Annotated in this window: 17 protein-coding genes and 6 pseudogenes; 11 read left to right on the top strand and 12 right to left on the bottom strand. The window is 74.5% G+C overall.

The features are described from left to right. The first annotated feature begins 10 nt into the window (after positions 1 to 10). Complete coding sequence (locus KIF24_RS14590) at positions 11 to 376, top strand: hypothetical protein (RefSeq protein WP_221084494.1); 366 nt, start codon at positions 11 to 13, stop codon at positions 374 to 376. 74 nt (positions 377 to 450) lie between these two features. On the opposite strand, the gene KIF24_RS14585 is transcribed toward KIF24_RS14590, so the two are convergent. Beyond that, the gene (locus KIF24_RS14585) at positions 451 to 1,140 is read right to left on the bottom strand and encodes a maleylpyruvate isomerase family mycothiol-dependent enzyme (RefSeq protein ID WP_221084493.1); all 690 of its coding nucleotides are present in this window, start codon (positions 1,138 to 1,140) and stop codon (positions 451 to 453) included. 113 nt (positions 1,141 to 1,253) lie between these two features. Here KIF24_RS14585 and KIF24_RS14580 point away from each other — a divergent pair, with 113 nt between their 5' ends. Continuing rightward, complete coding sequence (locus KIF24_RS14580; RefSeq protein WP_221084492.1) at positions 1,254 to 1,409, top strand: hypothetical protein; 156 nt, start codon at positions 1,254 to 1,256, stop codon at positions 1,407 to 1,409. Between the two features lie 2 nt (positions 1,410 to 1,411). Here KIF24_RS14580 and KIF24_RS33970 read toward each other — a convergent pair whose 3' ends face one another. The 4 genes from KIF24_RS33970 to KIF24_RS14560 form a co-directional block, all read right to left on the bottom strand. Continuing rightward, positions 1,412 to 2,290 carry a Gmad2 immunoglobulin-like domain-containing protein gene (locus tag KIF24_RS33970; protein ID WP_221084491.1) on the bottom strand — a complete coding sequence of 293 codons (879 nt, stop codon included), beginning with the start codon at positions 2,288 to 2,290 and terminating at the stop codon, positions 1,412 to 1,414. Beyond that, positions 2,287 to 3,738: a sensor histidine kinase gene (locus KIF24_RS14570; protein WP_221084490.1), complete on the bottom strand. Its 1,452-nt coding sequence runs from the start codon at positions 3,736 to 3,738 to the stop codon at positions 2,287 to 2,289. Before KIF24_RS14570 ends, KIF24_RS33970 begins: the two co-directional genes overlap by 4 nt. A 13-nt stretch (positions 3,739 to 3,751) precedes the next feature. Next, on the bottom strand, positions 3,752 to 4,432 hold the full coding sequence (locus KIF24_RS14565) for a response regulator transcription factor (protein WP_221084489.1): 681 nt from the start codon (positions 4,430 to 4,432) through the stop codon (positions 3,752 to 3,754). A gap of 98 nt (positions 4,433 to 4,530) precedes the next feature. Beyond that, positions 4,531 to 5,121 carry an AMIN-like domain-containing (lipo)protein gene (locus KIF24_RS14560; RefSeq protein WP_221084488.1) on the bottom strand — a complete coding sequence of 197 codons (591 nt, stop codon included), beginning with the start codon at positions 5,119 to 5,121 and terminating at the stop codon, positions 4,531 to 4,533. Between the two features lie 178 nt (positions 5,122 to 5,299). Between KIF24_RS14560 and KIF24_RS14555 the strand changes: the two are divergent. Together KIF24_RS14555 and KIF24_RS14550 are read left to right on the top strand one after the other, a co-directional pair. Continuing rightward, positions 5,300 to 6,351, top strand: a pseudogene (locus KIF24_RS14555) (snapalysin family zinc-dependent metalloprotease); the annotation flags it as partial. Positions 6,352 to 6,588: 237 nt separating this feature from the next. Continuing rightward, the gene (locus KIF24_RS14550; protein ID WP_331461131.1) at positions 6,589 to 7,617 is read left to right on the top strand and encodes a TRM11 family SAM-dependent methyltransferase; all 1,029 of its coding nucleotides are present in this window, start codon (positions 6,589 to 6,591) and stop codon (positions 7,615 to 7,617) included. Positions 7,618 to 7,624: 7 nt separating this feature from the next. Here the strand turns inward: KIF24_RS14550 and KIF24_RS14545 are convergent, their stop codons facing one another. Both KIF24_RS14545 and KIF24_RS14540 read right to left on the bottom strand, forming a co-directional pair. Continuing rightward, complete coding sequence (locus KIF24_RS14545) at positions 7,625 to 9,337, bottom strand: sulfatase-like hydrolase/transferase (RefSeq protein ID WP_221084487.1); 1,713 nt, start codon at positions 9,335 to 9,337, stop codon at positions 7,625 to 7,627. 143 nt (positions 9,338 to 9,480) lie between these two features. Continuing rightward, a pseudogene (locus KIF24_RS14540) lies at positions 9,481 to 10,173 on the bottom strand (CDP-alcohol phosphatidyltransferase family protein); the annotation flags it as partial. A gap of 92 nt (positions 10,174 to 10,265) precedes the next feature. On the opposite strand from KIF24_RS14540, the gene KIF24_RS14535 reads away from it, so the two are divergent. From KIF24_RS14535 to KIF24_RS14505, 7 genes and pseudogenes are all read left to right on the top strand, one after another. After that, a complete protein-coding gene (locus KIF24_RS14535; RefSeq protein WP_221084485.1) occupies positions 10,266 to 11,246 on the top strand; it encodes a zinc-dependent alcohol dehydrogenase in 981 nt (326 codons plus the stop codon). Between the two features lie 3 nt (positions 11,247 to 11,249). Continuing rightward, positions 11,250 to 11,681: a 6-pyruvoyl trahydropterin synthase family protein gene (locus KIF24_RS14530; RefSeq protein ID WP_221084484.1), complete on the top strand. Its 432-nt coding sequence runs from the start codon at positions 11,250 to 11,252 to the stop codon at positions 11,679 to 11,681. Between the two features lies 1 nt (position 11,682). Then, positions 11,683 to 12,716: pseudogene (locus KIF24_RS14525) on the top strand (glycosyltransferase family 4 protein). Next, positions 12,713 to 13,536, top strand: a pseudogene (locus KIF24_RS14520) (methyltransferase domain-containing protein). The pseudogenes KIF24_RS14525 and KIF24_RS14520 overlap by 4 nt, the downstream one beginning before the upstream one ends. A gap of 86 nt (positions 13,537 to 13,622) precedes the next feature. Beyond that, positions 13,623 to 14,559 (top strand): annotated as a pseudogene (locus KIF24_RS14515) (lysylphosphatidylglycerol synthase domain-containing protein). An 11-nt stretch (positions 14,560 to 14,570) separates the two neighbouring features. Next, positions 14,571 to 15,215 (top strand): GTP cyclohydrolase II, encoded by a 645-nt coding sequence (locus KIF24_RS14510; protein ID WP_221084483.1) that lies wholly within the window; start codon positions 14,571 to 14,573, stop codon positions 15,213 to 15,215. Further along, on the top strand, positions 15,212 to 15,919 hold the full coding sequence (locus KIF24_RS14505; protein WP_221084482.1) for a RibD family protein: 708 nt from the start codon (positions 15,212 to 15,214) through the stop codon (positions 15,917 to 15,919). Before KIF24_RS14510 ends, KIF24_RS14505 begins: the two co-directional genes overlap by 4 nt. On the opposite strand, the gene KIF24_RS14500 is transcribed toward KIF24_RS14505, so the two are convergent. The 5 genes and pseudogenes from KIF24_RS14500 to KIF24_RS14480 all read right to left on the bottom strand — a co-directional run bounded on the left by KIF24_RS14500 (position 15,886) and on the right by KIF24_RS14480 (position 21,491). Beyond that, entirely contained in the window at positions 15,886 to 16,473 is a 588-nt protein-coding gene (locus tag KIF24_RS14500) for a GNAT family N-acetyltransferase (RefSeq protein ID WP_221084481.1), read from the bottom strand. The two genes, KIF24_RS14505 and KIF24_RS14500, sit on opposite strands and share 34 nt — an antisense overlap. Beyond that, the gene (locus KIF24_RS14495; protein ID WP_221084480.1) at positions 16,466 to 18,508 is read right to left on the bottom strand and encodes a penicillin acylase family protein; all 2,043 of its coding nucleotides are present in this window, start codon (positions 18,506 to 18,508) and stop codon (positions 16,466 to 16,468) included. Before KIF24_RS14495 ends, KIF24_RS14500 begins: the two co-directional genes overlap by 8 nt. Then, a complete protein-coding gene (locus KIF24_RS14490) occupies positions 18,505 to 19,314 on the bottom strand; it encodes an ABC transporter ATP-binding protein (protein ID WP_221084479.1) in 810 nt (269 codons plus the stop codon). Before KIF24_RS14490 ends, KIF24_RS14495 begins: the two co-directional genes overlap by 4 nt. A gap of 62 nt (positions 19,315 to 19,376) precedes the next feature. Beyond that, a complete protein-coding gene (locus tag KIF24_RS14485) occupies positions 19,377 to 20,399 on the bottom strand; it encodes a FecCD family ABC transporter permease (RefSeq protein ID WP_221084478.1) in 1,023 nt (340 codons plus the stop codon). After that, a pseudogene (locus tag KIF24_RS14480) lies at positions 20,396 to 21,491 on the bottom strand (FecCD family ABC transporter permease). Before KIF24_RS14480 ends, KIF24_RS14485 begins: the two are co-directional and overlap by 4 nt.

The following is a 21,491-nucleotide window of genomic DNA, read 5'->3' as shown; positions in this document are numbered from 1 at the left end:
AACGGTCGGCATGGGACCGTTCCGCGGCGAGGAGCACCGCACTGCCGGCACGATCACCGGCGGCAACCGATCAGGGCGCGGTGTGCTCCCGCGGCGAAACGGGGACCGCGACCAGGGCGAGGCGCATCTCAGCTCCCAACTGTGGATCAACATCTCGTACGTCTTCGATCGGGTGGAGCCCGGAGCACCGGCCGGTGTCGCCGGGATCAGAACCCGGGTGCGGCCGGCCCGGCGGCGCGCCGCACCGGTGCTCGCCGGTGGCGCCGGGGCCGCGTGCCGGGCGGCCGAACCGTTCTGGGTTTCGGCGGAAGCGGTGACGGCGTTGACCGGTGTGCCATTCCTCGCCCTTCTGGGATCGACGCGCCCGTCCAGGTAGGCCATTGACGCGCGTGACCATTTGTATCTCACGCCCCGGCCGCGGGGGTCAACGCCAAATGCGAGGACGACTCGTTAACTGTTGGGTCGATCGTCCGGCCGTGCGCCGGGGCAGCGGTCGAGCAGGATCGTGACCCCGTCACCGGTCAGGTCCCCGCCGTAGGCGCCACGGCCGGTCATCGCCATGGTCAGGGCGAGCGTGGGGCCGGACACCAGCGCTCCGGAGCCGGTGGCGAACGGACCGTCGTCCGCCACCAGCCGCAACCCGCCGATCCGTCCCTTGGCGAGGACGGTGAGGTCGGAGCCGGCGAAGTACTCGGCGACCCGGGTGAGAGTATCGATCGGATACGGGTGACGGATGCCCAGCGGGCGCCGGATGTCCTCGCCGTGCACGATCTGCTCCCCGAGCATCGCCAGCACCGGCAGGGGTGGCTTGGTGGTGCTGTGGATGACCCGACGGAACCTGTCGAGGGTGTCGTCGGGGCTCCGGCCCAACTGCTCGGCCAGCCGCATGGTCACCTGCCGGTCGAAGTCGAACCGGCACCGGAGCACCCCCAGCATCCAGCGCACGGGGTTGAGGCTCGCCGCCGCAGCGAGGTGCGCGAGGACCTCACGCACCGTCAGGCCCGTGCACAACGACGGTGTCGTCCACCGGTCGGCGGCCAGGCCGGTGAGGTCGGCGGCCAGCGCCGCCCGCTCGGCGTGCACAAGTGCCCAGACGTCCGCGCGGTCGCGGCGGCCTGGCTTCGCTTCGGGCTCGGTCATGTCGGTGGACCTCCGGTCGTGGCCGGCGTCGCGGACGGGCCGCGACGCCGGCCGAGTGGGCGGGCGTGCCGTGTCGAGGAGAAGACTCCCGACGTCGGGCAGAATCGTCGCTCGTGAGCGACCTGTTTTCGGGGCCCGTCGCCGAGGCGGTGCGCGACGCCGACGATTCCGAACTCGTCCGGGCGCGCCGAGGAGACGACGCCGCGTTCAGCCGGGTGATGGCCCCGCTCCGGCCAGCGGCACCGGTCGTGCCCGGCGGAGCCGCTTGAGCCTACGGCGTGGCGGTCAGGGTCACCGCGACGGCGACCAGCTTCGCGCGTGAGCCGTCGACGGCGGACACCTCGTACACCTCGATCGTGCCGGCCTGGTCCCGAGCCAGCCGGTAGGCGACGGCGACCCGGTAGCCGCCGCGACAGCCGGTGCCGCAGGTGGCGGTCGTGAAGGTGGTGGCGAGCTGGCGGCCGGCGGCGTCGAGCACCCGGACGCTGACGGTCGCCTCGAACACGTCGGCGGTGCCGGTGACGGTGACCGGGCTGGTGACCCGGTCACCGATGGCCGGGCCGGTGACCACGATCGGGGGCAGCAGGTCGGCGTAGTCGTCGCGTCCGGCCGGGGCGGCGCTGCCGAAGGCGACCCGCGCGACGGTGGGGAACTGGGTGAGCGTGTAGACGACCTGCGCCTCGCGCAGCCGGCCGGTGGCCGGATCGGCCGCGCCGGCCAGCCGGACGTCGGCGGTGCCGGCGACGATCCGGCTCACCTCGGCACCGTCGGGCAGCAGGGTGACCAGGCCGGCGGCGGCCTCCGCCGAGGTCGGACCGCCGGCCAGTTCGGCCAGGGCCAGCCGGGAGGTGGCCACGGTGGTCGGCCGGGTGCGCCGGGTCGGGACGAGCCGCCCGTCGCGGACGTACCACAGCTCCAGGGTGAGGGTCGCGGGCCGGCTGGTGCCGGCGGAGCCGGTGGTCGGCGGTGCCGGCGCGGTGGTGCCGGCGGGCGGTGCCGCGGCGGTGGCCGGTGGGGCGGCGGTGGTCGGGTCGGTCGTGGTCGGCGCGGCGGCGGTGGGTGCCGGGCCGAGCGATCCGGAGCGCGTCGGCGCACACCCGGTGGCCAGCAGCAGCGCGAGCGCCGCCGCCGCGACCTGGCGGCGGCTCATCCGGCACCGCCCGCGCCGTCGCCGGCCGGCCCGGACCGGGCGCCCCGCCGGTCGGGGAGACCCGGGCCGGCGCTCTCCGGGCCGGCGTGGGGCAGGTCGAGGCGGAACCGGGTGCCGGTGCCGGGGACGCTGTGCACGGTCAACCGGCCGCCGAGCAGCCGGGCGTTCTCCCGGGCGATGGCCAGGCCGAGCCCGCTGCCGCCACCCGAGCGCGCCGGGTCGACCTTGTGGAAACGGTCGAACAGCCGCGGCAGCTGCCCGGCCGGGATGCCCGGCCCCTGGTCGTCGACGTCGAAGACCACCCGGTCGCCGGCCCGGGCGACCCGGGCGCCGATCTCGCCGTCGCCGTGTTGCACGGCGTTGGCGATCAGGTTGCCCAGCACCCGTTCCAGCCGGCGCGGGTCGGTGCGCAGCCGCAGCGGCGCGCCGGCGACCGCGACCCGGTCCCGCCAGCCACGGGCGGCGACGATCGCGCGCAGCAGCGCCGGCGCGTCCACCTCGGCGACGGCAACGGCCTCCTGCCCGGCGTCCAGCCGGGAGATCTCCATCAGGTCCTCCACCAGCCGGCGCAACCGCACCACGTCGGTGACCAGCAACTCGCCGGCCCGCCGGGCGTCGCCGGGCAACTGGTCCAGGTGGTCGCCGAGCAGCGAGGCCGCGGCGACCAGGGCGGTCACCGGGGTACGCAGCTCGTGCGCCACGTCGGCGGTGAACCGCCGCTCCCGATCCTGCGCACGGTGCAGGGCCGCGATCTTGGCCTCCAGCGCCTCGGCCATCTCGTTGAACGAGGCGGCCCACGCGCTGAACTCGTCCCGGCCCCGCACGGGCAGCCGGGTGGCCAGCAGTCCTTCGGTGATCGCCCGGGCGGCTCGGCTGGCCCGGCCCACCGGTTCCAGGGTGCGCCGGGCGAGGGTGTGCCCGACCGTGGCGGCCAACAGCAGCACCAGGACCCAGCCGGCCGCGAGGGCGTTGCGCAGCTGCTCCAGGTCGGCGGCGAGGTCGCCCTCGGCGGTGATGACGTACAGCTCGGCGGTGGAGCCGGGAATCCGCCCGCCCACCACCAGCAGCGGCGCCGGTCCGGCGACGCGTTCGTACCCGAGCTGCCCGGCCGCGACGCTGGACTTCAGCCCGTCACCCAGCGCCGGAGCGTAGCCCGGGTGTGACGGCCAGGTTCTCTCGGCGACCAGCACCACGTGTTGGCCGCTGGCCTCGAAGCTGGTCAGCAGTTCGGTGCGGCGCTGCTCGGTCAGCGGCAGGAACTGCCCGGCCAGCACCAGCCGGTAGCGGGCGTCGGCAGCGGCGGCGTGCAGCGACGCGTCGTAGCGGGCCTGCCGCAGCAGCAGGTACGACCCGCCGGCGAGCGCCCCGGCGGAGATCCCGGCGACCAGCACGAACGCGATGGTCAGCCGCCGGCGCAGCCGGCCGGGCCGCACGGACTGGGTGCCCATCGCCGGCGTCCGCTCAGCCGGTGACGAGCTTGTAGCCGGCGCCGCGGACCGTGCGGATCAGCCGGGGGTTGCCCGGATCCGGCTCGACCTTGGCGCGCAGCCGTTGCACCGCCACGTCGACCAGCCGGCTGTCGCCCAGATAGCTGTGGCTCCAGACCAGTTCCAGCAGCAACTCGCGGGTGAAGACCTGGCCCGGACGGCGGGCCAGCTCCAGCAGCAGGCGGAACTCCGTGGTGGTCAACGGCAGCTCGTGGCCGTCGCGGCGGGCCACGAACGCTCCCGGGTCGATCTCCAGTCCGCCGACCCGCAGCGGACCCGGCTCCGGCGAGGCGACCGCGCGGCGCAGCACCGAGCGCACCCGGGCCACGAGTTCGGGCAGATCGAAGGGCTTGCGCAGGTAGTCGTCGGCACCGCATTCGAGGCCGACCACCACGTCGATGGTGTCGGTGCGGGCGGTCAGCATGAGGATCGGCACCGCACTGGTCCGCCGGATCTCCCGGCACACCTGTAGGCCGTCGAGCCCGGGCAGCATGACGTCCAGCACGATCAGGTCGACCGGCCCGGCCCGCCAGGCGGCGAGGGCCTGCCGGCCGTCGGTGGCGGTGTCCACCCGGAAGCCGGCGCGGCGCAGCCCGAGGGCGGTGACCTCCCGGATGGAGGCGTCGTCCTCGACCACCAGCACGCGGCCGTCCATGATGAACCCAGGGTAGTCCGAGGAGGCCGGGGTGTCGCTCGGCGTGACGGCCGGATGCGGGAGGCCGGCCGAGGCCGGCCCACCGCACCCGTGCCCGGTCATTCCTGCCACTGGTGCGCCACGTCGAGCACGATCCGGCTGTGCGGACCGGGGCCGGCCAGGACGAAGACCCGGAACGGCAACCTGGCGCGGACGCCGACCGCGAACGTGCCGTAGCCCTCGAAGCTGCCGCCGAAGACCACGTCCCGCAGGGTCCGGTAACGCAGCACGTTGGCCACGTGGTCGCCGACCCGGTACGGCACGGTGGCGACGTGCTCGTCGTCGTACGCCGGGGCGCGCAGCGAGACCCGCAGCAGCGCGTCACCGGCGGTGTACGGCGACAGGGCCAGTCCCTCACCCTCGGTGTACGTCTCGCCGTAGCCGACCGAGTAGCCGGTGACGGTGCCGGCGAACTCGAACACCACCCGGTCGTAGCAGTCGTGCCGGCCGGTGCGCACCTCGACCAGCGGGGCGGAGCTGAGCGTTCCGGCCGCCCTGTCCCCGCTGCCCCAGGTGATCCCGCAGTACGGCGCACCGGTCGCCGAGGTGCCGGAAAGGGTGCTGGTCGGCGCGGCCGTGGCCGCCGCGGTCGCGGCGACCAGTGCGGTGAGCACCACGACCAGCGTGGTGGCTGTCCTTCTGATCCGCATCGTCGTTCTCCTCGTGCTGTCCACCCGCCGCTGTCGCGGACGGGCACTGAACTGGTCGGATCCACCGTCTACGGGGTACGCCGCCGCAGCTTCACGGCGGCGTAACGCGCGGGTAACAGGGCTGGGCGGTATGACGCTTTTGTGATGACAGTCCCGCCAGCGGTGGCCAATAACACTCATGCACATCGATTGCGGCGGATCGTGTGCCGCGAAGTCCGCAGGGGAGTGTGTGATGATCCGACGACAGCTGCTGCGCGCGGCCACCGCCGCGCTGGCGGCGGTGCTGGCGACGACCGGAGTCCAGGTGGTCACCGCCACCGGTGCCGCCGCCGCCCGGACCGTCTACTACGACGCCAGCCGGGCCGGCGAGTTCCGGACCAACTTCGACCAGGCCGCCCAGATCTGGAACAGCCGGGTCGGCAACGTCCGGCTGGTGGCCGGCGCGCCGGCCAGCGTCACCATCCTGGTCGACAGCGGCTGGCCCCGGGCCCAGGTCACCGGACTCGGTTCGGGCCGGATCTGGATGGGCTGGCAGGCGGTCGACCAGGGCTACCACCGCACCCGGATCGCCACCCACGAGTTCGGCCACATCCTCGGCCTGCCCGACCGGCGCACCGGGCTCTGCTCCGACCTGATGTCCGGCAGCAGCGCCCCGGTCTCCTGCACCAACGCGTATCCCAGCGCCGCCGAGGCGAGCCGGGTCAACCAACTCTTCGCGGGCAGCCGCAGCACCGCCGGCGTCGCCGAGACGTACACCTGGGCGCAGGAGGACACCGACTTCGGCACTCTCGTGGTCGGTGGCCGGCCGGCCACCGAGAACTACCCCTGGCTGGTCTACACCTCCGGCTGCGCCGGCACCCTGATCAAGGCCAACCGGGTGGTCACCGCGAAGCACTGCCCGACACCGTCCTCGGTGCGGGTGGGCAGCACCAACCGCAGCAGCGGCGGTACGGCGGCACGGTGGTCAGGGTGAGCCGGGCGGTCAACCACCCGAGCATCGACGTCAAGCTGTTCCAGCTGTCCAGCTCGGTCAGCTACGCGCCGGCCCGGATTCCGACCTCCTCCGGCGCGGTCGGCACCGCCACCCGGATCACCGGCTGGGGCCTGACCTGCCCGGTACGCGGCTGCGGCTCGGCGCCGACCGTGGCGGACAGCCGGTGCAGCGGCATCAACGCCGTGTACGAGATCTGCACCAACAACCCCAGCAGCTCCGGTGCCTGCTACCGCGACCTGCCCTCCATCCCCCCTGGATCAACACCCAGGTGGGCGGCCTCCCCGCCTGACGATCTCGTCGATCATGCAGTTGTGGTGCCTCACGAATGCCTCGAACAGGGGCGTTCCGGGCGCCACAACTGCATGATCGGCAGGGCGGGGGTGGGGGGTGGGGGTGGGGTGGGGTGGGGGGTAACGGGTGGGGGTGGGGGTGGGGGTGGGGGTGGGATAGTGGGGGTTGTGGGTGGGTATGGGGTGTTGATTTTGCCGTCGAGCAATCGGGTTTATGCGGGGGCTGCGGTCGAGTTGACGCGGGCGGAGTTGGAGATCTTCGGCGACCGGGTGCTCGGCGGGCGGATCGGTGCGGTGCAGACGGCCACCGTCGGCGGGGCGCGTTATGTCACCTTCACCGCCGACGGGGGGCTCAGCGAACGGGATGCGGCGCTGCTGGGCAACCTCTCCAGCGTGTACGCGCTCTTCGAGTTCGTCGGCGACCTGCTGCGCCCGGTGCCGCTGGGCCGGCTGGACCGCTTCGACGACGACCTGATCACCATCCAGAAGTACCCGGGCAAGACCAACGAGCAGTTCACCAAGCTGCTGCTCAACGTCACCCTGCTCGCCTCGGACTGGGCCGGTGACCTGCTCACCCGGCGGTTCCGGGTGCTCGACCCGCTGTGCGGCCGGGGCACCACCGTCAACCAGGCGGTGATGTACGGCTTCGACGCCGCCGGTCTCGACCGGGACAGCAAGGACTTCGAGGCGTACCAGACGTTTTTTACCACCTGGCTCAAGCGCAAGCGGGTCAAACACCGGGTGCTGGAGTCCGGGCCGGTGCGCCGCGAACGCAAGGTGGTCGGCCGGCGGTTGCGGCTGGAGGTGGCCGCCTCGAAGGAGGCACACAAGGCCGGTGACGTGCAGTCGGTGGACGTGGTCAACGCCGACACCACCCGGGTCGGCGAGTTCTTCCGGCCGGAGACGGTCGACGTGGTGGTGGCCGACGCCCCGTACGGCGTGCAGCACGGCAGCCGTACCGCCGCGACCGGACTGGCCCGCGACCCGCTCGGGTTGCTCGCGGCGGCCGTGCCGGGCTGGGCCCGGCTCCTGCGCCCCGGCGGCGCCCTCGGCATCTCGTGGAACACCAACGTGGCCCGGCGCGAGGCCGCCGCCGAGCAACTGGCCGCCGCCGGCCTCACCGTTCTCGACGACGGCCCGTGGCAGGCCCTGTCCCACCGCGTCGACCAGGCCATCGTCCGCGACGTCCTGGTCGCCCGGAAACCCGGGTGACCGAGGGTCAGCGGGGTTGGGCCCGGGGGCGGGAACCGGTGGGGCCGAAGGCGGTGAGGAAGCGGTCGCGGAAGGAGTCCATCCGCCAGACCGGCGCGCTCGCGTCCGGGGTGAGGCCGTCCTGCCAACCCCAGTCGTCGATCCGCGCCAGCACCGCCGGGTCCCTGGCCACGATGTGGATCGGCACGTCGTGGCTGGGGTTCTCGCCGGTCACCACCGGCGCCGGCTGGTGGTCACCGACGAAGACCAGCACCGTGTCGTCGTCGCCGTACCTCTCCACGTAGGAGACGAGGGTACGCAGCGTGTAGCTGATCGAGTGCCGGTAGCCGGTGCGGGCCTGCGCCGTCGGGGTGCCGATGATGCCCTGGCGGAACACCTCCCCGTTGTCGATGTCGTCCCAGTCGACCAGCGACGGCACCTTGGTCCACGGCGAGTGGCTGGAGACCAGGGCCAGCTCGGCCATCACCGGCCGGTCCCGCTCGACGGCGAGTTCCCGCTGGTGGAACGTGTGCACGGCGAACTGGTCGGGCATCGGGGCGAAGGCGAACTTCGGCCCCTGGTAGCCCAGGTCCGGCCCGCTGTAGAACTGCTCGTAGCCGTAGAACGCGCCCTCCGGCCACGCCTGGTTGACCGCCGGCATCACCCCGACCGTACGCCAGGAGGCGCGGCGGAACGCGTCACCGAGGGTGAACCGGTCGGTGGCGAGCAGGTTCCGGTAGCGCTGGTTGTTGTCGACCCACAGACCGGAGAGCAGGGTGGCGTGCGCCAGCCAGCTCGCGCCGCCGATGGTCGGTGAGGTGAGGAAGCCGCTGCGGGAGGCGAACCCGGCCGCGGACAGCCGGTCGGCGCTCTCGTCGAGCAGCCGGGGGACGGAGGCGAACTCGGCGTCGGTGACCGCGTCGCGGCCGTAGCTCTCCACGAAGGCGATCAGCACGTCCTTGCCGCGCAGCCCGGTGAGCAACTGGTCGCCGGGCACGTCCCGGAACGGGTCCACCCCCACCTCGTTGGCGAACACCTGACGGTCGCGCAGCCGGTCCCGGACCTCGGCGGCGTGCTCCTGGACGAGAATGGTGGCGTTGGTGTCGGCCACCGGCATGGCGGGCACGATCCGCACCCCGACGGCGGCCAGCACCGCCCAGACCACGACCAGCGACGCGACGGCCCGGGTGGTGCCGGTGCGGTGCCGGGCCAGCAGCCCGGACAGCCGCACCGCGGACAGGGCGGTCAGCACCGGCACGGCCAGCAGCAGCAGCCCGACACCGAGCGCGATGGCGATCGCGCCCGGCCGGCCGATCGACTCGGCCACGAAGGTGAACGCCTCGTCGAGCAGCGACCAGTCCAGCACCAGGTCGAACGGGCGGCCCAACGACGAATAGAAGCCCAGGTCACCGACCTTCACCACGGCGACGAGACCGAGCAGTCCACCGGCCACCGCCGCCACCACCCGGCGGGGCCGCCCGGGCAGCGCGAGCAGCAGCGCGGCCAGCAGCAGCGCCTCCAGCGGGATCCGCAGGAACGCGCCGGGTTCCAGCTGCCACGGGCGGTTGGGCAGGGTCAACGTGACCAGCACCAGCACGGCGGCGAGCGTCGTGACCACCCGGGCCGCGATCCGGCGGCCCCGGGTGGTGGCCCCGGCGCCGACCTCAGCCACGGGAGGCTCGGTCGTGCTGTTCGGGTGCTGCTCGGCGTCCGGCGCGGGGGCCGGGTCGGAGGTCGACAACTGGGTCTCCCGGGTCAGCGCAGCGACAGGACGGGCGCGGTGGTCAGGTCACGCTCGTCGACCCGGTCGACCCGGTCGACGCGGCGAACGCCGATCGGCACCGACGGCACGACCAGGGCCGGCACCGCCCTAACGGTCGCCGTCCGGTGCCGCCACAGCCAGGTGACGTCCCGCCCGAACGACTCGACGAGCAGGCCGAGCGCCGCCACCAGCACGAGGGTCGTCAGCGGCACCGGCAGCACCTGGGACGCGGCGACCGCGAGCATGATCCCCTGGACCGCGGCGACCACCTTACGCCAGTACCGGGGCGGCAGTTGCGCGTCCATCCAGGGCAGCACCCAGCCGGCGGCCAGGAACGCGTACCGCATGACGCCGATGGCGAGCACCCAGATCCCGAGTGCGGGGGCGACGTAGAGGCTCAGCACCAGCACCAGGAACGAGTCGACCTCCATGTCGAACCGGGCGCCCAGGGCGCTGACCGTCCTGGTGCGCCGGGCCACCTTGCCGTCGACGGCGTCGAGCGCCAGCGCGACCGTCGTCATCGCCACCAGCACCACCACCGGCGCGGGACGGCCGCCGACCAGCGCGTCGGCGATCAGCGCGGTCACCGCGCCGACCAGCAGCCCGCGGCCCATCGTCACCCAGTCGGCCGGGCCCAGCCGGTCCGAGCCGGCGTGCCGCAGGCCGTGCACCAGTGCCCGGCAGGTGACCGCGCCGTACGCCAGGCCGGCCAGCCAGCCCGCGCCGCCGAGGCCGACCGTCGCGGCGAGTGTCGCCAGCAGGACAATCTGGACGATCAGCCCAATTTGCGGACCGGTTCGAACTGTGGACACCATGCCTCCGTGGTTATGATCGACGACCCCTGACAGGGAACTACGGAAATTACGACGGATCCGTTCGGTCCGGACGCAGCTGAGGAGAAAAACCCGTGACGCGAGCCGCCCGCGCCTTCTGGCTCCGAGCACCCGGCGCGGGTGAGATCCGACCGGTGACGCTGCCCGAGCCGGGCCCCGACGAGGTCCTCGTCCGCAGCCGTTACTCCGGCGTCAGCCGCGGCACCGAAACGTTGGTCTTCGCCGGTGGCGTTCCCGCCAGCCAATACACCACGATGCGCGCCCCATTCCAGGAGGGCGACTTCCCCGCCCCCGTCAAGTACGGCTACCTCAGCGTAGGCGAGGTCGAACAGGGACCGTCGCAGCTACGCGGGCGGACCGTATTCTGCCTGCACCCGCACCAGAGCGCGTACGTGGTGCCGGTCGACGCCGTGACCGTGGTGCCCGACCGGGTCCCGGCGGCCCGGGCGGTGCTGGCCGGCACGGTGGAGACCGCGGTCAACGCGCTGTGGGACGCCCCGCCGCTGGTCGGCGACCGGGTCAGCGTCGTCGGCGGCGGCATGGTCGGCTGCGCCGTGGCGGCGCTGCTGGCCCGCTTCCCCGGCGTCCGGGTCGAACTGGTCGACACCGACCCGGCGCGCGCCGAGGTGGCCGCCGCGCTCGGGGTGGACTTCGCCGCACCCGAGACCGCCGTCGGCGGACGGGATCTCGTGGTGCACGCCAGCGCCACCGCCGCCGGGCTGCAACGCGGCCTCGACCTGCTCGCCCCGGAGGGCACGATGCTCGAACTGAGCTGGTACGGCGACCGGCCGGTGCAGCTCTCGCTCGGTGGCGCGTTCCACTCCGGTCGGCTGACCATCCGCAGCAGCCAGGTCGGCACCGTCGCCCCGGCGCGGCGGGGCAGTCGCAGTTACGCCGACCGGCTGGCCCTCGCCCTCGACCTGCTCGCCGAACCGGCCTTCGACGCGCTGATCACCGGGCGGTCGCCGTTCGCGGAGCTGCCCGACGTGCTCGCCCGACTCAGCGGAGGCGACCTGCCCGCGCTGTGCCACCTCATCACCTACGACGGGGAGTGAACCGTGTTCAGCGTGACCGTCCGTGACCACATCATGATCGCCCACAGCTTCCGCGGCGAGGTCTTCGGCCCCGCCCGACGGCTGCACGGCGCCACGTTCGTGGTCGACGCCACCTTCCGCCGTCCCGACCTCGACAGCGACGGCATCGTGGTCGACATCGGACTGGCCACCGACCAGCTCAAGGCGGTGCTCGCCGAGCTGAACTACCGCAACCTCGACGACGAGCCGGCCTTCGCCGGGACGAACACCACCACCGAGGTGCTGGCCCGGACCATCGCCGACCGGCTCGCCGGCCGGGTGAGCGCCGGTGCCCTCGGCGCCGGGGCCCACGGACTGACCGGGATCACGGTCACCCTGCACGAGTCGCACGTCGCCTGGGCCAGCTACGAACGGTCGCTGCCGGGGCCGGACCGTGCGGGCGAGGGCACCGCCTGACGTGCCGACCCTGCACGTGATCCTGCCGGGCGACATCGACGACCCGGCGTCACCCAGCGGCGGCAACGGCTACGACCGGCGGATCTGCACCGGCCTCGCCGACGCCGGCTGGTCGGTCCGCGAACACCCGTGCCCGGCGCCTGGCCCGATCCGTCGGCCGTGGAGCGGGCGGCCCTGGCCCGGGTCCTGGCGCAGCCGCCCGACGGCGCGCTCGTGCTGATCGACGGCCTGGTCGCCTCGGTGGTGCCGGACGCCCTCGCCGCGCACGCCCGGCGGCTGCGCCTGGTCGTCCTGGTGCACCTGCCCCGCGACGACGACACCGAGGCCAGGGCGCTGGGCTGCGCCACGGCCGTCGTCGCGACCAGCACCTGGACCCGCGACGCGCTGCTGCGGCGCTACGCGCTGCCCGCGCACCGGGTGCACGTCGCCCCGCCCGGGGTGGATCCGGCGTCACCCGCGCCGGGATCGGCGGCCGGTTCCGCGCTGCTCTGCGTCGCGGCGGTCGCCCCGCACAAGGGCCACGACCTGCTGGTCGAGGCGCTCACGGCGGTCAGCGACCGGCCCTGGACGCTGACCTGCGTCGGACCGCTGCACCGGGATCCCGCGTTCGTCGACCGGCTGCACGACCGGATCACCGCCCACGGCTTCGGCGACCGGATCCGGCTGACCGGCCCACTGACCGGCGAGCGCCTCGCCGCCGGATACGCCGCCGCCGACCTGCTGGTGCACCCGTCGCGCGGGGAGACGTACGCCATGGTGGTCACCGAGGCGCTGGCCCGCGGCGTCCCGGTGCTCGCCACCGCCGTCGGCGGGCTGCCCGACACCCTTGGGCGGACGACCTCGGGTGAACGGCCCGGCCTGCTCGTGCCGCCCGACGACCCGGCCGCGCTGGCCGGGGCGCTGCGCCGCTGGCTCGACGACGCGCCGCTGCGCGTGCACCTGCGCCGGCTCGCCCGCCAGCGGCGGGCCACCCTCACCGACTGGACGACCACCGTCGCCCTGATCACCACGGCCCTCAAGGAGGCGTCGGTATGAGCATCGATCTCCCGTCCGATTTCGCGCAGTGGCTCGCCGTGCGGGAACCCGCCGACGTGGCGGCCCGGTCGATGGAGCTGGTCGACACGGTCCGGGCGGCACTGGCCGGCGGCGGGCCGCTGGTCGTGCACGACCTCGGTGCCGGCACCGGTTCGCTGGGCCGCTGGCTGGCCCCGCTGCTGCCGGGGCCGCAGCACTGGATCCTCCACGACCGGGATCCGGACCTGCTGGCCCGGCGCGCGCCGGCGTGCCCGGCACCGCCGCCGACGGCGCACCGGTGACGGTCGAGACGCGCCAGGGTGACCTGACCCGGCTGACCGCCACCGAGCTGGCCGACGCCGCCCTGGTCACCGCCTCGGCGCTGCTCGACATGCTGACCGCCGAGGAGGTCGACCAGCTGGTCGCCGCCTGCGCGAAGGCGGGCTGCCCGGCGCTGTTCCTGATCTCGGTGACCGGCGCGGTGCGGTTGAGCCCGGCGGATCCGCTGGACGCCGAGGTCGCCGCGGCGTTCAACGCCCACCAGCGCCGTACCGTCGACGGCCGCCGGTTGCTCGGGCCGGACGCCGCAAAGCACTGTGCCGCCGCGTTCGCCCGGCACGGGGTGGCCGTCGACGTGCGGCCCAGCCCGTGGCGGCTCGGTCCGGAGCAGGCCACCCTGGCGGCCCAGTGGTTCACCGGTTGGCTCGACGCGGCCTGCGCGCAACGTCCCGAACTCGTCGCCCGCACCCGGGAGTACGCGCGACGGCGGCTGGCCGAGGCTGAAACCGGCGGGCTCGGGGTACTGGTCGACCACGCGGATCTGCTGGCCCTGCGCCGTTGAACCGGTTGCCGGCCAGCTGCGTGCGTACTGTCAGGAAAGATCGTCATGCCGGGGAGGCACGGGTGGGGGATGCAGTTGCTGGTGACGTGTCCACGGCTGCCCCGGCGGGCCGGTCGTTCTGGGGATGGGCGCGACTGGCGCTGGGGCTCGCCGTGCTCGTCGGGTTGCTGTGCTGGCTGGGCACCGGGCCGTTCCTGGCCGGGCTGCGGCTGATCGACGCGCCCGCGCTGGCCGCCGCGCTCGCCATCGGTGTGCTCACCACCGTCTGCGCGGCCTGGCGGTGGAGTCTGGTCGCCGGTGGTCTCGGCGTCCGGCTGCCGCTGCGCGACGCGGTGGCCCACTGCTACCGGGCGGTGTTCCTCAACGCGACCCTGCCCGGCGGGATCCTCGGCGACGTGCACCGGGCGGTCCGTCACGGCCGCGACGTCGGTGACGTCGGCCGCGGCATCCGGGCGGTCGTCTGGGAGCGGATCGCCGGGCAGCTGGTGCTGGTCGCGGTCGCCGTGGTGCTGCTGTTCGCCTTCCCGTCGCCGGTGCGGCCGTTCCTGCCGGTGGCGACCGCGGTGGTGGTGGCGGTGCTGGTGGCGGTGCTGCTGGCCGCCCGGTTGCTGCCGCACTCGGGTGCCTCCCGGTTCACCCACGTCGTGGGCACCGCCGTGTCCGACGTGCGCCGGGGGCTGTTGGGCCGGCGGACCTGGCTGGGTGTGCTGCTGGCCTCCGCGATCGCGGTCGCCGGGCACCTCGCGACGTTCCTGGTGGCGGCACGCACGGCGGGCTCCACCGCCCCGCTGACCCTGCTGCTGCCGCTGACCCTGCTGGCCCTGCTCGCGATGGGGGTGCCGGCCAACGTGGCCGGGTTCGGCCCCCGCGAGGGTGGCCGCGTGGGCATTCGCCGCCGCCGGCCTGACCGCCGCGGAGGGGGTGGCCACCGCGACGGTGTACGGCGCTCTCGTGCTCGTCGCGAGCCTGCCCGGTGCCGCGGTCCTGCTGGCCCGACGTGTCCGTGTTCCAGCCACCGTCTGACGAGGAGACCCATGTCCGAATCACTGCCTGTCGCCACCATCCGGACGCAGGTCACCGTGCCGCTGCGGTTCTCCGACGGCTACACCACCACGGCCCGGCTGTTCACCTTCGACGGGCTGGTCGACGGCCGGGAGCACGTCGCCTTCGCTCTCGGTGACGACACCGGCGCGGGGGAGCGTGGCGGGTCCGTGCCGCTGGTCCGTCCGCACAGTGAGTGCCTGACCGGTGACGTGTTCGGCAGCCAGCGCTGCGACTGCGGCCCCCAGTTGCGGGAGGCGGTGCAGCGGATCGCCGAGGTCGGCGGCTACCTGCTCTACCTGCGGCAGGAGGGCCGGGGAATCGGGTTGTACGCCAAGCTCGACGCGTACGCGTTGCAGGACGCGGGACTGGACACCTACGAGGCCAACGTGGCGCTCGGCCACGCCGAGGACGAACGTGACTACACGGTGGCCGCGCAGATGCTCGCCGCGCTGGGGGTCGGGCCGATCGCGGTGCTGAGCAACAACCCGGAGAAGACCGAGCAGTTGGCCCGGCTCGGGGTGACCGTGACCGAGCAGATGCCCACCGGGGTGTTCCTCTCCCCGGCCAACGCCGGGTACCTCGCGGCCAAGGCCAGCCGCGCCGCCCGCACCGCCGACCTCCCCTTCGTCCGGTGACCGGCCCATCGACGGCACCGCGGCCGTACGTGCTGCTCAGCTGCGCCACCTCCATCGACGGCTACATCGACGACGCCACCGACGACCGGTTGCTGCTGTCCAACGAGGCGGATCTCGACCGGGTCGACGCGGTCCGCGCCGGCTGCGAGGCGATTCTGGTGGGCGCCGGCACCGTCCGCCGCGACGATCCCCGGCTGCTGGTGCGTTGCGACCGCCGCCGGGCCGAACGCCTCGCCCGCGGCCTGCCGGAATCACCGACCCGGGTGACGCTGACCGGCTGCGGCGACCTGGACCCGGCGGCCCGCCTGTTCACCGTCGGTGACACCGACCGGATCGTCTACTGCGCCAGCGGCGTGCTGGACAAGACCCGGCACCGGCTGGGTGGGCTGGCCACCGTGGTCGACGCCGGCGACCCGGTCGACCTGGTGCGGGTCCTGGCCGACCTGGCGGACCGGGGCGTGCGCCGGCTGCTGGTGGAGGGCGGCGCGGTGGTGCACGGCCAGTTCCTCGCCAGCGGCCTGGCCGACGAGTTGCACCTGGTGGTGGCACCGTTCTTCGTCGGAGACCGGCGGGCACCGAGGTTCGTCGGCGACGGCAGTTTCCCGTGGCATCCGGGGCGGCGGGCCCGGGTGGTGGAGGCGCGCCAGATCGGCGACGTGGTGCTGACCCGCTACGCCCTGTCGGAGCGCTGCGAGCCGGCGTGATCCGCGGCGCGACCAGGGCGGTCGAGGAACATCAGCCGGGCCCGCTTGTCCGGCAGGTCGATCAGCGGGCCCTCGACGAAGCCGGCCCGTCGCAGCCGGGCGATCGCCTTGTCGTTGCGGGCGTCCGGTTCCATCACCAGCCGCAGCCGGCGGCGGTCGGTGAAGACGAAGGCGACGAACTCGCCCAGCAGGGTGCCGGTGAATCCCGGCTCGGGTCGCACCGGCGTGCCGATCAGCAGGTGGCCGCCGTGGTCACCGGGGCGTACCGGATAGCACGCGCCGACCGGGTCGTGTTCCGGTTCGTACGTCTGGAACAGCGCCACCGGTTCCCCGTCGCGCTCGGTGAGGTACGCGTGGTGGGTGGGCAGCGAGTCCACGTACCGGTAGATCTCGGCGACCCGGTCCCGGTCGGCGTCGCGCATCCCCCAGAACCGGGCCCGCTCCTGGCTGACCCAGGAGTGGATCACCTCGGCGTCGCCGTCCGGGTCGACCGGGCGGAACGTGACCACGCCGAACCGGGGCACGTGCCGTTCGTGGTGGTGACCGTCAGGCATCGTGTTCCTCGATCAGCCGGTCCCAGTCGCAGGTCACCTGGATCAGGTCGCCGCGCACCCACAGCGGCAGCTGGTCGGCGCGGTGCGGCCCGGCACCGGTGGCGCCGAGCGGCACCACCCAGCGGCTCTCCTCGCGCCGGCCCAGGTCCCACACGTAGCGGGCCGCCGGCCCGCGCAGGCACAGGTCGGTGACGCCGGGAACGCTGGAGGTGGCGAGCACGCAGTCGTGGTCACCGGAGAGTTGTGGCCCCGGCGGCGCGGCCGGGTCGGGCAGCGCCCGCCACGGTGCGAGCCGGTGCCGCTCGCCCCAGCGTCGGGTGTCACCGGCGGCGGCCACCTCGTCGAGCGCCTCGCGCAGCAGCGCGGCGCGGTCCAGGCCGGGCAGGTCGGCGTGCAGCAGCGGCAGGATCGCGTAGCCGACCCGGGGCAGCAGGGCCAGCCACGGCCGGAACACCTCCGGGTAGGCGGGTGGTTCGGCCAGCGCCGCCAGCGCGGGGTGGGCCGCGAGCCGGCGGGCCACCGCCGCCCGCAGATCGGCGAAGGCCGCGGCGTCGACGCTGTCGGCGGCCATCCGCCGGTCCCAGGCCAGCAGGCGTTCCCGCAGCCCGGCGGGGGCCGGACCGAGCCCCTCCAGCCCGGCGAGCAGCTCCAGCAGCGGCCCGGCGGCGGCCAGGTAGGTGTCGGTGTGCACGGCCGCCATCCGCTCGGGACGCCAGTCGGTGGCCGCGTCCAGCAGCTGGCGGATCCGGTCGGCCCGGTGCGGCGGCGCGAACTCCACGCCGAGCGCGGTGGCGATCCCGCGCGCGTTGGCCATCACCGCCACCTGGTCGACCGGGGCCTTCGGCATGGTGTGCCAGCCCTGCCAGGCGTGCCGCGCGTCCCAGGCCGGGACGACCCGCCGCCCGTTGTCCGGGTCGCGTAGCGGCACCCGGCCGGCGACCCGATGCAGCAGCCCGCCGGCGGTGTCGGCGGCGAGCACCACGTTGACCGGCTCGACCCAGCCGTCCAGCGCCGCGTCGACGTCGCCGACGGTACGGGCCCGCAGCAGCTCCGGCAGCACGGCGAAGCCGAGGTCACCGGTGACCCGGGGCGGGTACCGCAGGCTGACCGTGACGGCCGCGTCGTCGTCGGGTCCGCCGGCGACCAGCGGCCCCCGGTCGGTCTCGATCACCTCGACCTCGACCGGATCGGCGCCGGCCACCTCGATCGTCTCGACGTGCCGGTGCGCGGGCCGCCACCCGTCCGGGCCGTACGCCTCGACCCGGTCGCCCCGGCGGCGCAGTCGCTCGGCGTACCCGTCCTGGTAGTCGGCCGACGCGTTGGTGATGGCCCAGGCGACGCCGCCGGCATGGCCGAAGTGCGCGATGCCCGGAATTCCGGGTACGGCGAAGCCGAGCACGTCGTACTCGGGACAGGCCAGGCGGATCTGCTGGTAGATGCCGGGCGCCTCGATGAACCGGTGCGGGTCACCGGCGATCAGCGCGGCACCGCCGGCGGTGCGGTCGGCGGTGAGCAGCCAGCCGTTGCTGCCGGACGTGACGTGGCCGTCCACGGTGAACAGGCCGGCCGCCTGCGGGCCGAGCCGGCGGGCGACGTGTTCGCGCCAGAGTTTGGTGCCGAAGCCGGCGAACAGCACGTGGTGGGTGAGCCAGAGGGCGAGCGGTGTCCACGGCTGCCACCGGCCCGGGGCCAGGCCGGTGGCGGTGAACTCCGGCGCCCGGGCCGCGCCGGCGGCCAGCCCGGCGTTGACCCCGTCGACGTAGTGACCCACCCAGCCGGCGGTGGCCGGACCGAGGGCGGCGTGGCAGCGCCGCGCGGTGTCGTCGAGTCGGGCCCGGCGGGCGAAGCTGTCCCAGGCCAGCGCCTCGGTGCCGAGGAACGAGGCGGAGGTGCCCTGGGACCGGTGCCGTTCCACCTCGATCTGCCAGGCGCGGTCCAGCGCGGTGACCCGACCCTGGGCGAAGGCCAGCGATCCGTGGTCGTCGGCGCGCAGGTGCGGGATCCCGTGCGCGTCCCGATAGCGTCGGGCGGTCACCGGGCCACCGTACCGGCTCGGGCGCGGGCGGCCGGCACCACGAGTGGGGTGCCGGTCTCCGGGTCGTCGATGACCCGGCAGGGCAGGCCGAAGACCTCCTCGACCAGGCCGGCGGTGACGATCCGCCGGGGTTCGCCGGCGGCGACCACCTGCCCGCCGCGCATCGCGATCAGGTGGGTGGCGTATCGGGCGGCGTGGTTGAGGTCGTGCAGCACCGCGACCAGGGTGCGGCCCTGCTCCTCGTGCAACCGGGCGCAGAGGTCGAGGACCTCGATCTGGTGGGCGATGTCGAGGTAGGTGGTCGGCTCGTCCAGCAACAGCAGGGGGGTCTGCTGGGCCAGCGCCATGGCCAGCCAGACCCGCTGCCGCTGGCCGCCGGACAACTCGTCGACCAGCCGGTCGGCGAGGTCGTCGACACCGGTGGCGGCCATAGATTCGGCCACGATCCGCTCGTCCTCGCGGGACCACTGGCGCAGCAGGCCCTGGTGCGGGTAGCGCCCCCGGGCGACCAGCTCGGCCACGCCGATGCCGTCCGGGGCGATCGGTGACTGCGGTAGCAGCCCGAGCGTACGGGCCACGGACCGGGCGGGCCGCCGGTGGATGTCCTCACCGTCGAGCAGCACCGACCCGGCGGCCGGTTTGAGCAGCCGGGACAGCGCGCGCAGCAGGGTGGACTTGCCGCACGCGTTCGGGCCGATGATGACCGTGAAGGACCGGTCGGGCACGGCGACGGTCAGGTCCTCGGCGACGATCCGCCGGTCGTAGGCGAGCCGCAGCCCGCTGCCACCCAGCCGGGAGGTCGGCATGCTGGTCGCTCCGTTCTCGTGGGGTGTCGTCGTCACGGCCGGCCCCGCCGGCCTGGTCGGCGTCACAGTCGGCCCGCCCGGCGTTCGGTGGCCAGCAGCCAGACCAGGTAGCCGCCGCCGATGACGCCGGTCACCACGCCGACCGGGAGCTGGCCCGGCAGGGCGCGCAGCGCCACCTGGTCGGCCAGGACGGTGATCAGCGCACCGATCACCGCCGCCGTCAGCAGGTTGACCCCGGGCGCCCGGGTCAGCCGCCGGGCCAGGTGCGGTGCGGTGAGCGCGACGAACGAGACCGGGCCGGCGGCGGCGGCCGACAGGGCGACCAGCAGGACGGCCGCGGCGAGCAACAGCATCCGCAACCGGTGCACGTGCACGCCCAGGCCGCTGGCGGCGTCGTCGCCCAGCTCGGTCATCCGCAGCGCCGGACCGCAGGCGAGCAGCACCGGCACCAGCACCGCGAGGGCGGCCAGCAGCGGCGCGGCGTCGGACCAGCCGCGGCCGTCCAGGCTGCCGGTGAGCCAGAGCATGGCCCGGGCGGCGCTCATCAGCGGCACCCGGGTCATCAGGTAGCCGTTGACGCCGGTGAGGATGGCCGACATGCCGATACCGACCAGGACCAGCCGGTAGCCGTGCACGCCCCGGCGCCAGGCGATCAGGTAGATGAGCAGGCCGGTGACGACGCCGCCGAGGGCCGCGGAGCCGGCGAGCGCGGCGCTGCTGCCGCCGACGGCCACCACGACGAGCGCACCGGTCGCCGCGCCCTGGGTGAAGCCGAGCACGTCCGGGCTGCCCAGCGGGTTGCGTACCAGCGACTGGAACACCGCGCCGGCCAGCCCGAGCGCGGCGCCGACGGCCAGCCCGGTGACCAGCCGGGGCAGCCGTAGTTCGGTGACGATGAACTCCTCGGCGGGGCTCCCGCCACCGGCCAGGGTGCGCAGCACGTCGGCGGGGGACATCGGGTAGTCGCCGTGCCCGACGGCGAGCACGCCGACGGCGAGGGCGAGCAGGAGGCAGGCGGTGCCGACCGCGAGGGCCCGCGGATGCAGCCGGAGGGAGAGCCGTCCGGGGGTACGGATCACGATCATGTGCGGGCCGTCCTCGTCCGCGTCACGAGCCAGAGGAACAGCGGGCCGCCGACCACCGCCGTCACCAGCCCGACCTGGAGTTCGCCGGGGCGGCCGACCACCCGGCCGAGCACGTCGGAGCCGAGCAGCAGCACCGGGGCGAGCAGCGCGCAGTACGGCAGCAGCCAGCGCAGGTCGGGCCCGGTCAGGGCGCGGACCAGATGCGGCACGAGCAGCCCGACGAAGACGATCGGCCCGCAGGCGGCCGTGGCGGCGCCGCAGAGCAGGGTGATCGCGGCGATCACCGCCGCCCGGGTCAGGGCCGGGCGGGCCCCAGTGCCTGGGCGGCGTCGTCGCCCAGGGCGAGCGCGTTGAGCGGACGGGCCGCGGCCAGCGCCACCAGCAGCCCGACCGCGATGAACGGCAGCACCCGCAGCACGGTGCCGGTGTCGGCGCTGGCCAGCGACCCGACGGTCCAGAAGCGCAGCCGTTCCAGTCCGGCCGCGTCGAGCAGCATCACCGCGCTGACGTACGAGTAGAGGGCCGCGTTGAGCGCCGCACCGGCCAGGGCCAGCCGCGCCGGGGTGGCCGTGCGGCCACCGCCGACGGCGTACACGCCGACGGTGACGACGGCGGCGCCGAGCAGCGCGAACCAGACCTGACCGGTGCCGCCGGCGACGCCGAACAGGGCTGCCGCGGTGGCGATCGCGGCGGCGGCACCGGCGTTGATGCCGAGCAGGCCGGGATCGGCGAGCGGGTTGCGGGTCAGCGCCTGCATCGCCGCACCGGCGACGCCGAGGGCGGTGCCGGCGAGCAGGCCGAGCAGCGTACGTGGCACGCGCAGTTGCCGGACGACGGCGTACTCGTCGGCGTCGCGGTCCGTCAGGGCCTGCCACACGTCGGGCAGCGGGATCGGCTTGGCGCCGACGGTGATGCTGAGCACCGCGACCGCGAGGAGCGCCAGCGCGGCGGCGGCGAGGCCACCGGCCCGCAGCGCGGCACGGCGGTGCCCGGACGGCGGTGCGGACCGGGCCGGCGTCGCGTGGGGTGGCGACTCGATGACGGACAGTGTGAACTCCAGTGTGGTGCGAAACGCCGAGCGGGACTTGACAG

It is taken from the genome of Micromonospora tarapacensis, from assembly GCF_019697375.1.
GTDB lineage: Bacteria > Actinomycetota > Actinomycetes > Mycobacteriales > Micromonosporaceae > Micromonospora > Micromonospora tarapacensis.
Note: the sequence above shows the minus strand (reverse complement) of the source record. Positions and strands in the feature narration are given on the sequence as shown.

Bases quoted from the DNA above. Each gene is read 5' to 3' on its own strand.
- KIF24_RS14590 (WP_221084494.1), top strand. From the start codon at position 11: ATGGGACCGTTCCGCGGCGAGGAGCACCGCACTGCCGGCACGATCACC.
- KIF24_RS14585 (WP_221084493.1), bottom strand. From the start codon at position 1,140: ATGACCGAGCCCGAAGCGAAGCCAGGCCGCCGCGACCGCGCGGACGTC.
- KIF24_RS33970 (WP_221084491.1), bottom strand. From the start codon at position 2,290: ATGAGCCGCCGCCAGGTCGCGGCGGCGGCGCTCGCGCTGCTGCTGGCC.
- KIF24_RS14570 (WP_221084490.1), bottom strand. From the start codon at position 3,738: ATGGGCACCCAGTCCGTGCGGCCCGGCCGGCTGCGCCGGCGGCTGACC.
- KIF24_RS14565 (WP_221084489.1), bottom strand. From the start codon at position 4,432: ATGGACGGCCGCGTGCTGGTGGTCGAGGACGACGCCTCCATCCGGGAG.
- KIF24_RS14560 (WP_221084488.1), bottom strand. From the start codon at position 5,121: ATGCGGATCAGAAGGACAGCCACCACGCTGGTCGTGGTGCTCACCGCA.
- KIF24_RS14510 (WP_221084483.1), top strand. From the start codon at position 14,571: ATGTCCGAATCACTGCCTGTCGCCACCATCCGGACGCAGGTCACCGTG.
- KIF24_RS14500 (WP_221084481.1), bottom strand. From the start codon at position 16,473: ATGCCTGACGGTCACCACCACGAACGGCACGTGCCCCGGTTCGGCGTG.
- KIF24_RS14490 (WP_221084479.1), bottom strand. From the start codon at position 19,314: ATGCCGACCTCCCGGCTGGGTGGCAGCGGGCTGCGGCTCGCCTACGAC.
- KIF24_RS14485 (WP_221084478.1), bottom strand. From the start codon at position 20,399: ATGATCGTGATCCGTACCCCCGGACGGCTCTCCCTCCGGCTGCATCCG.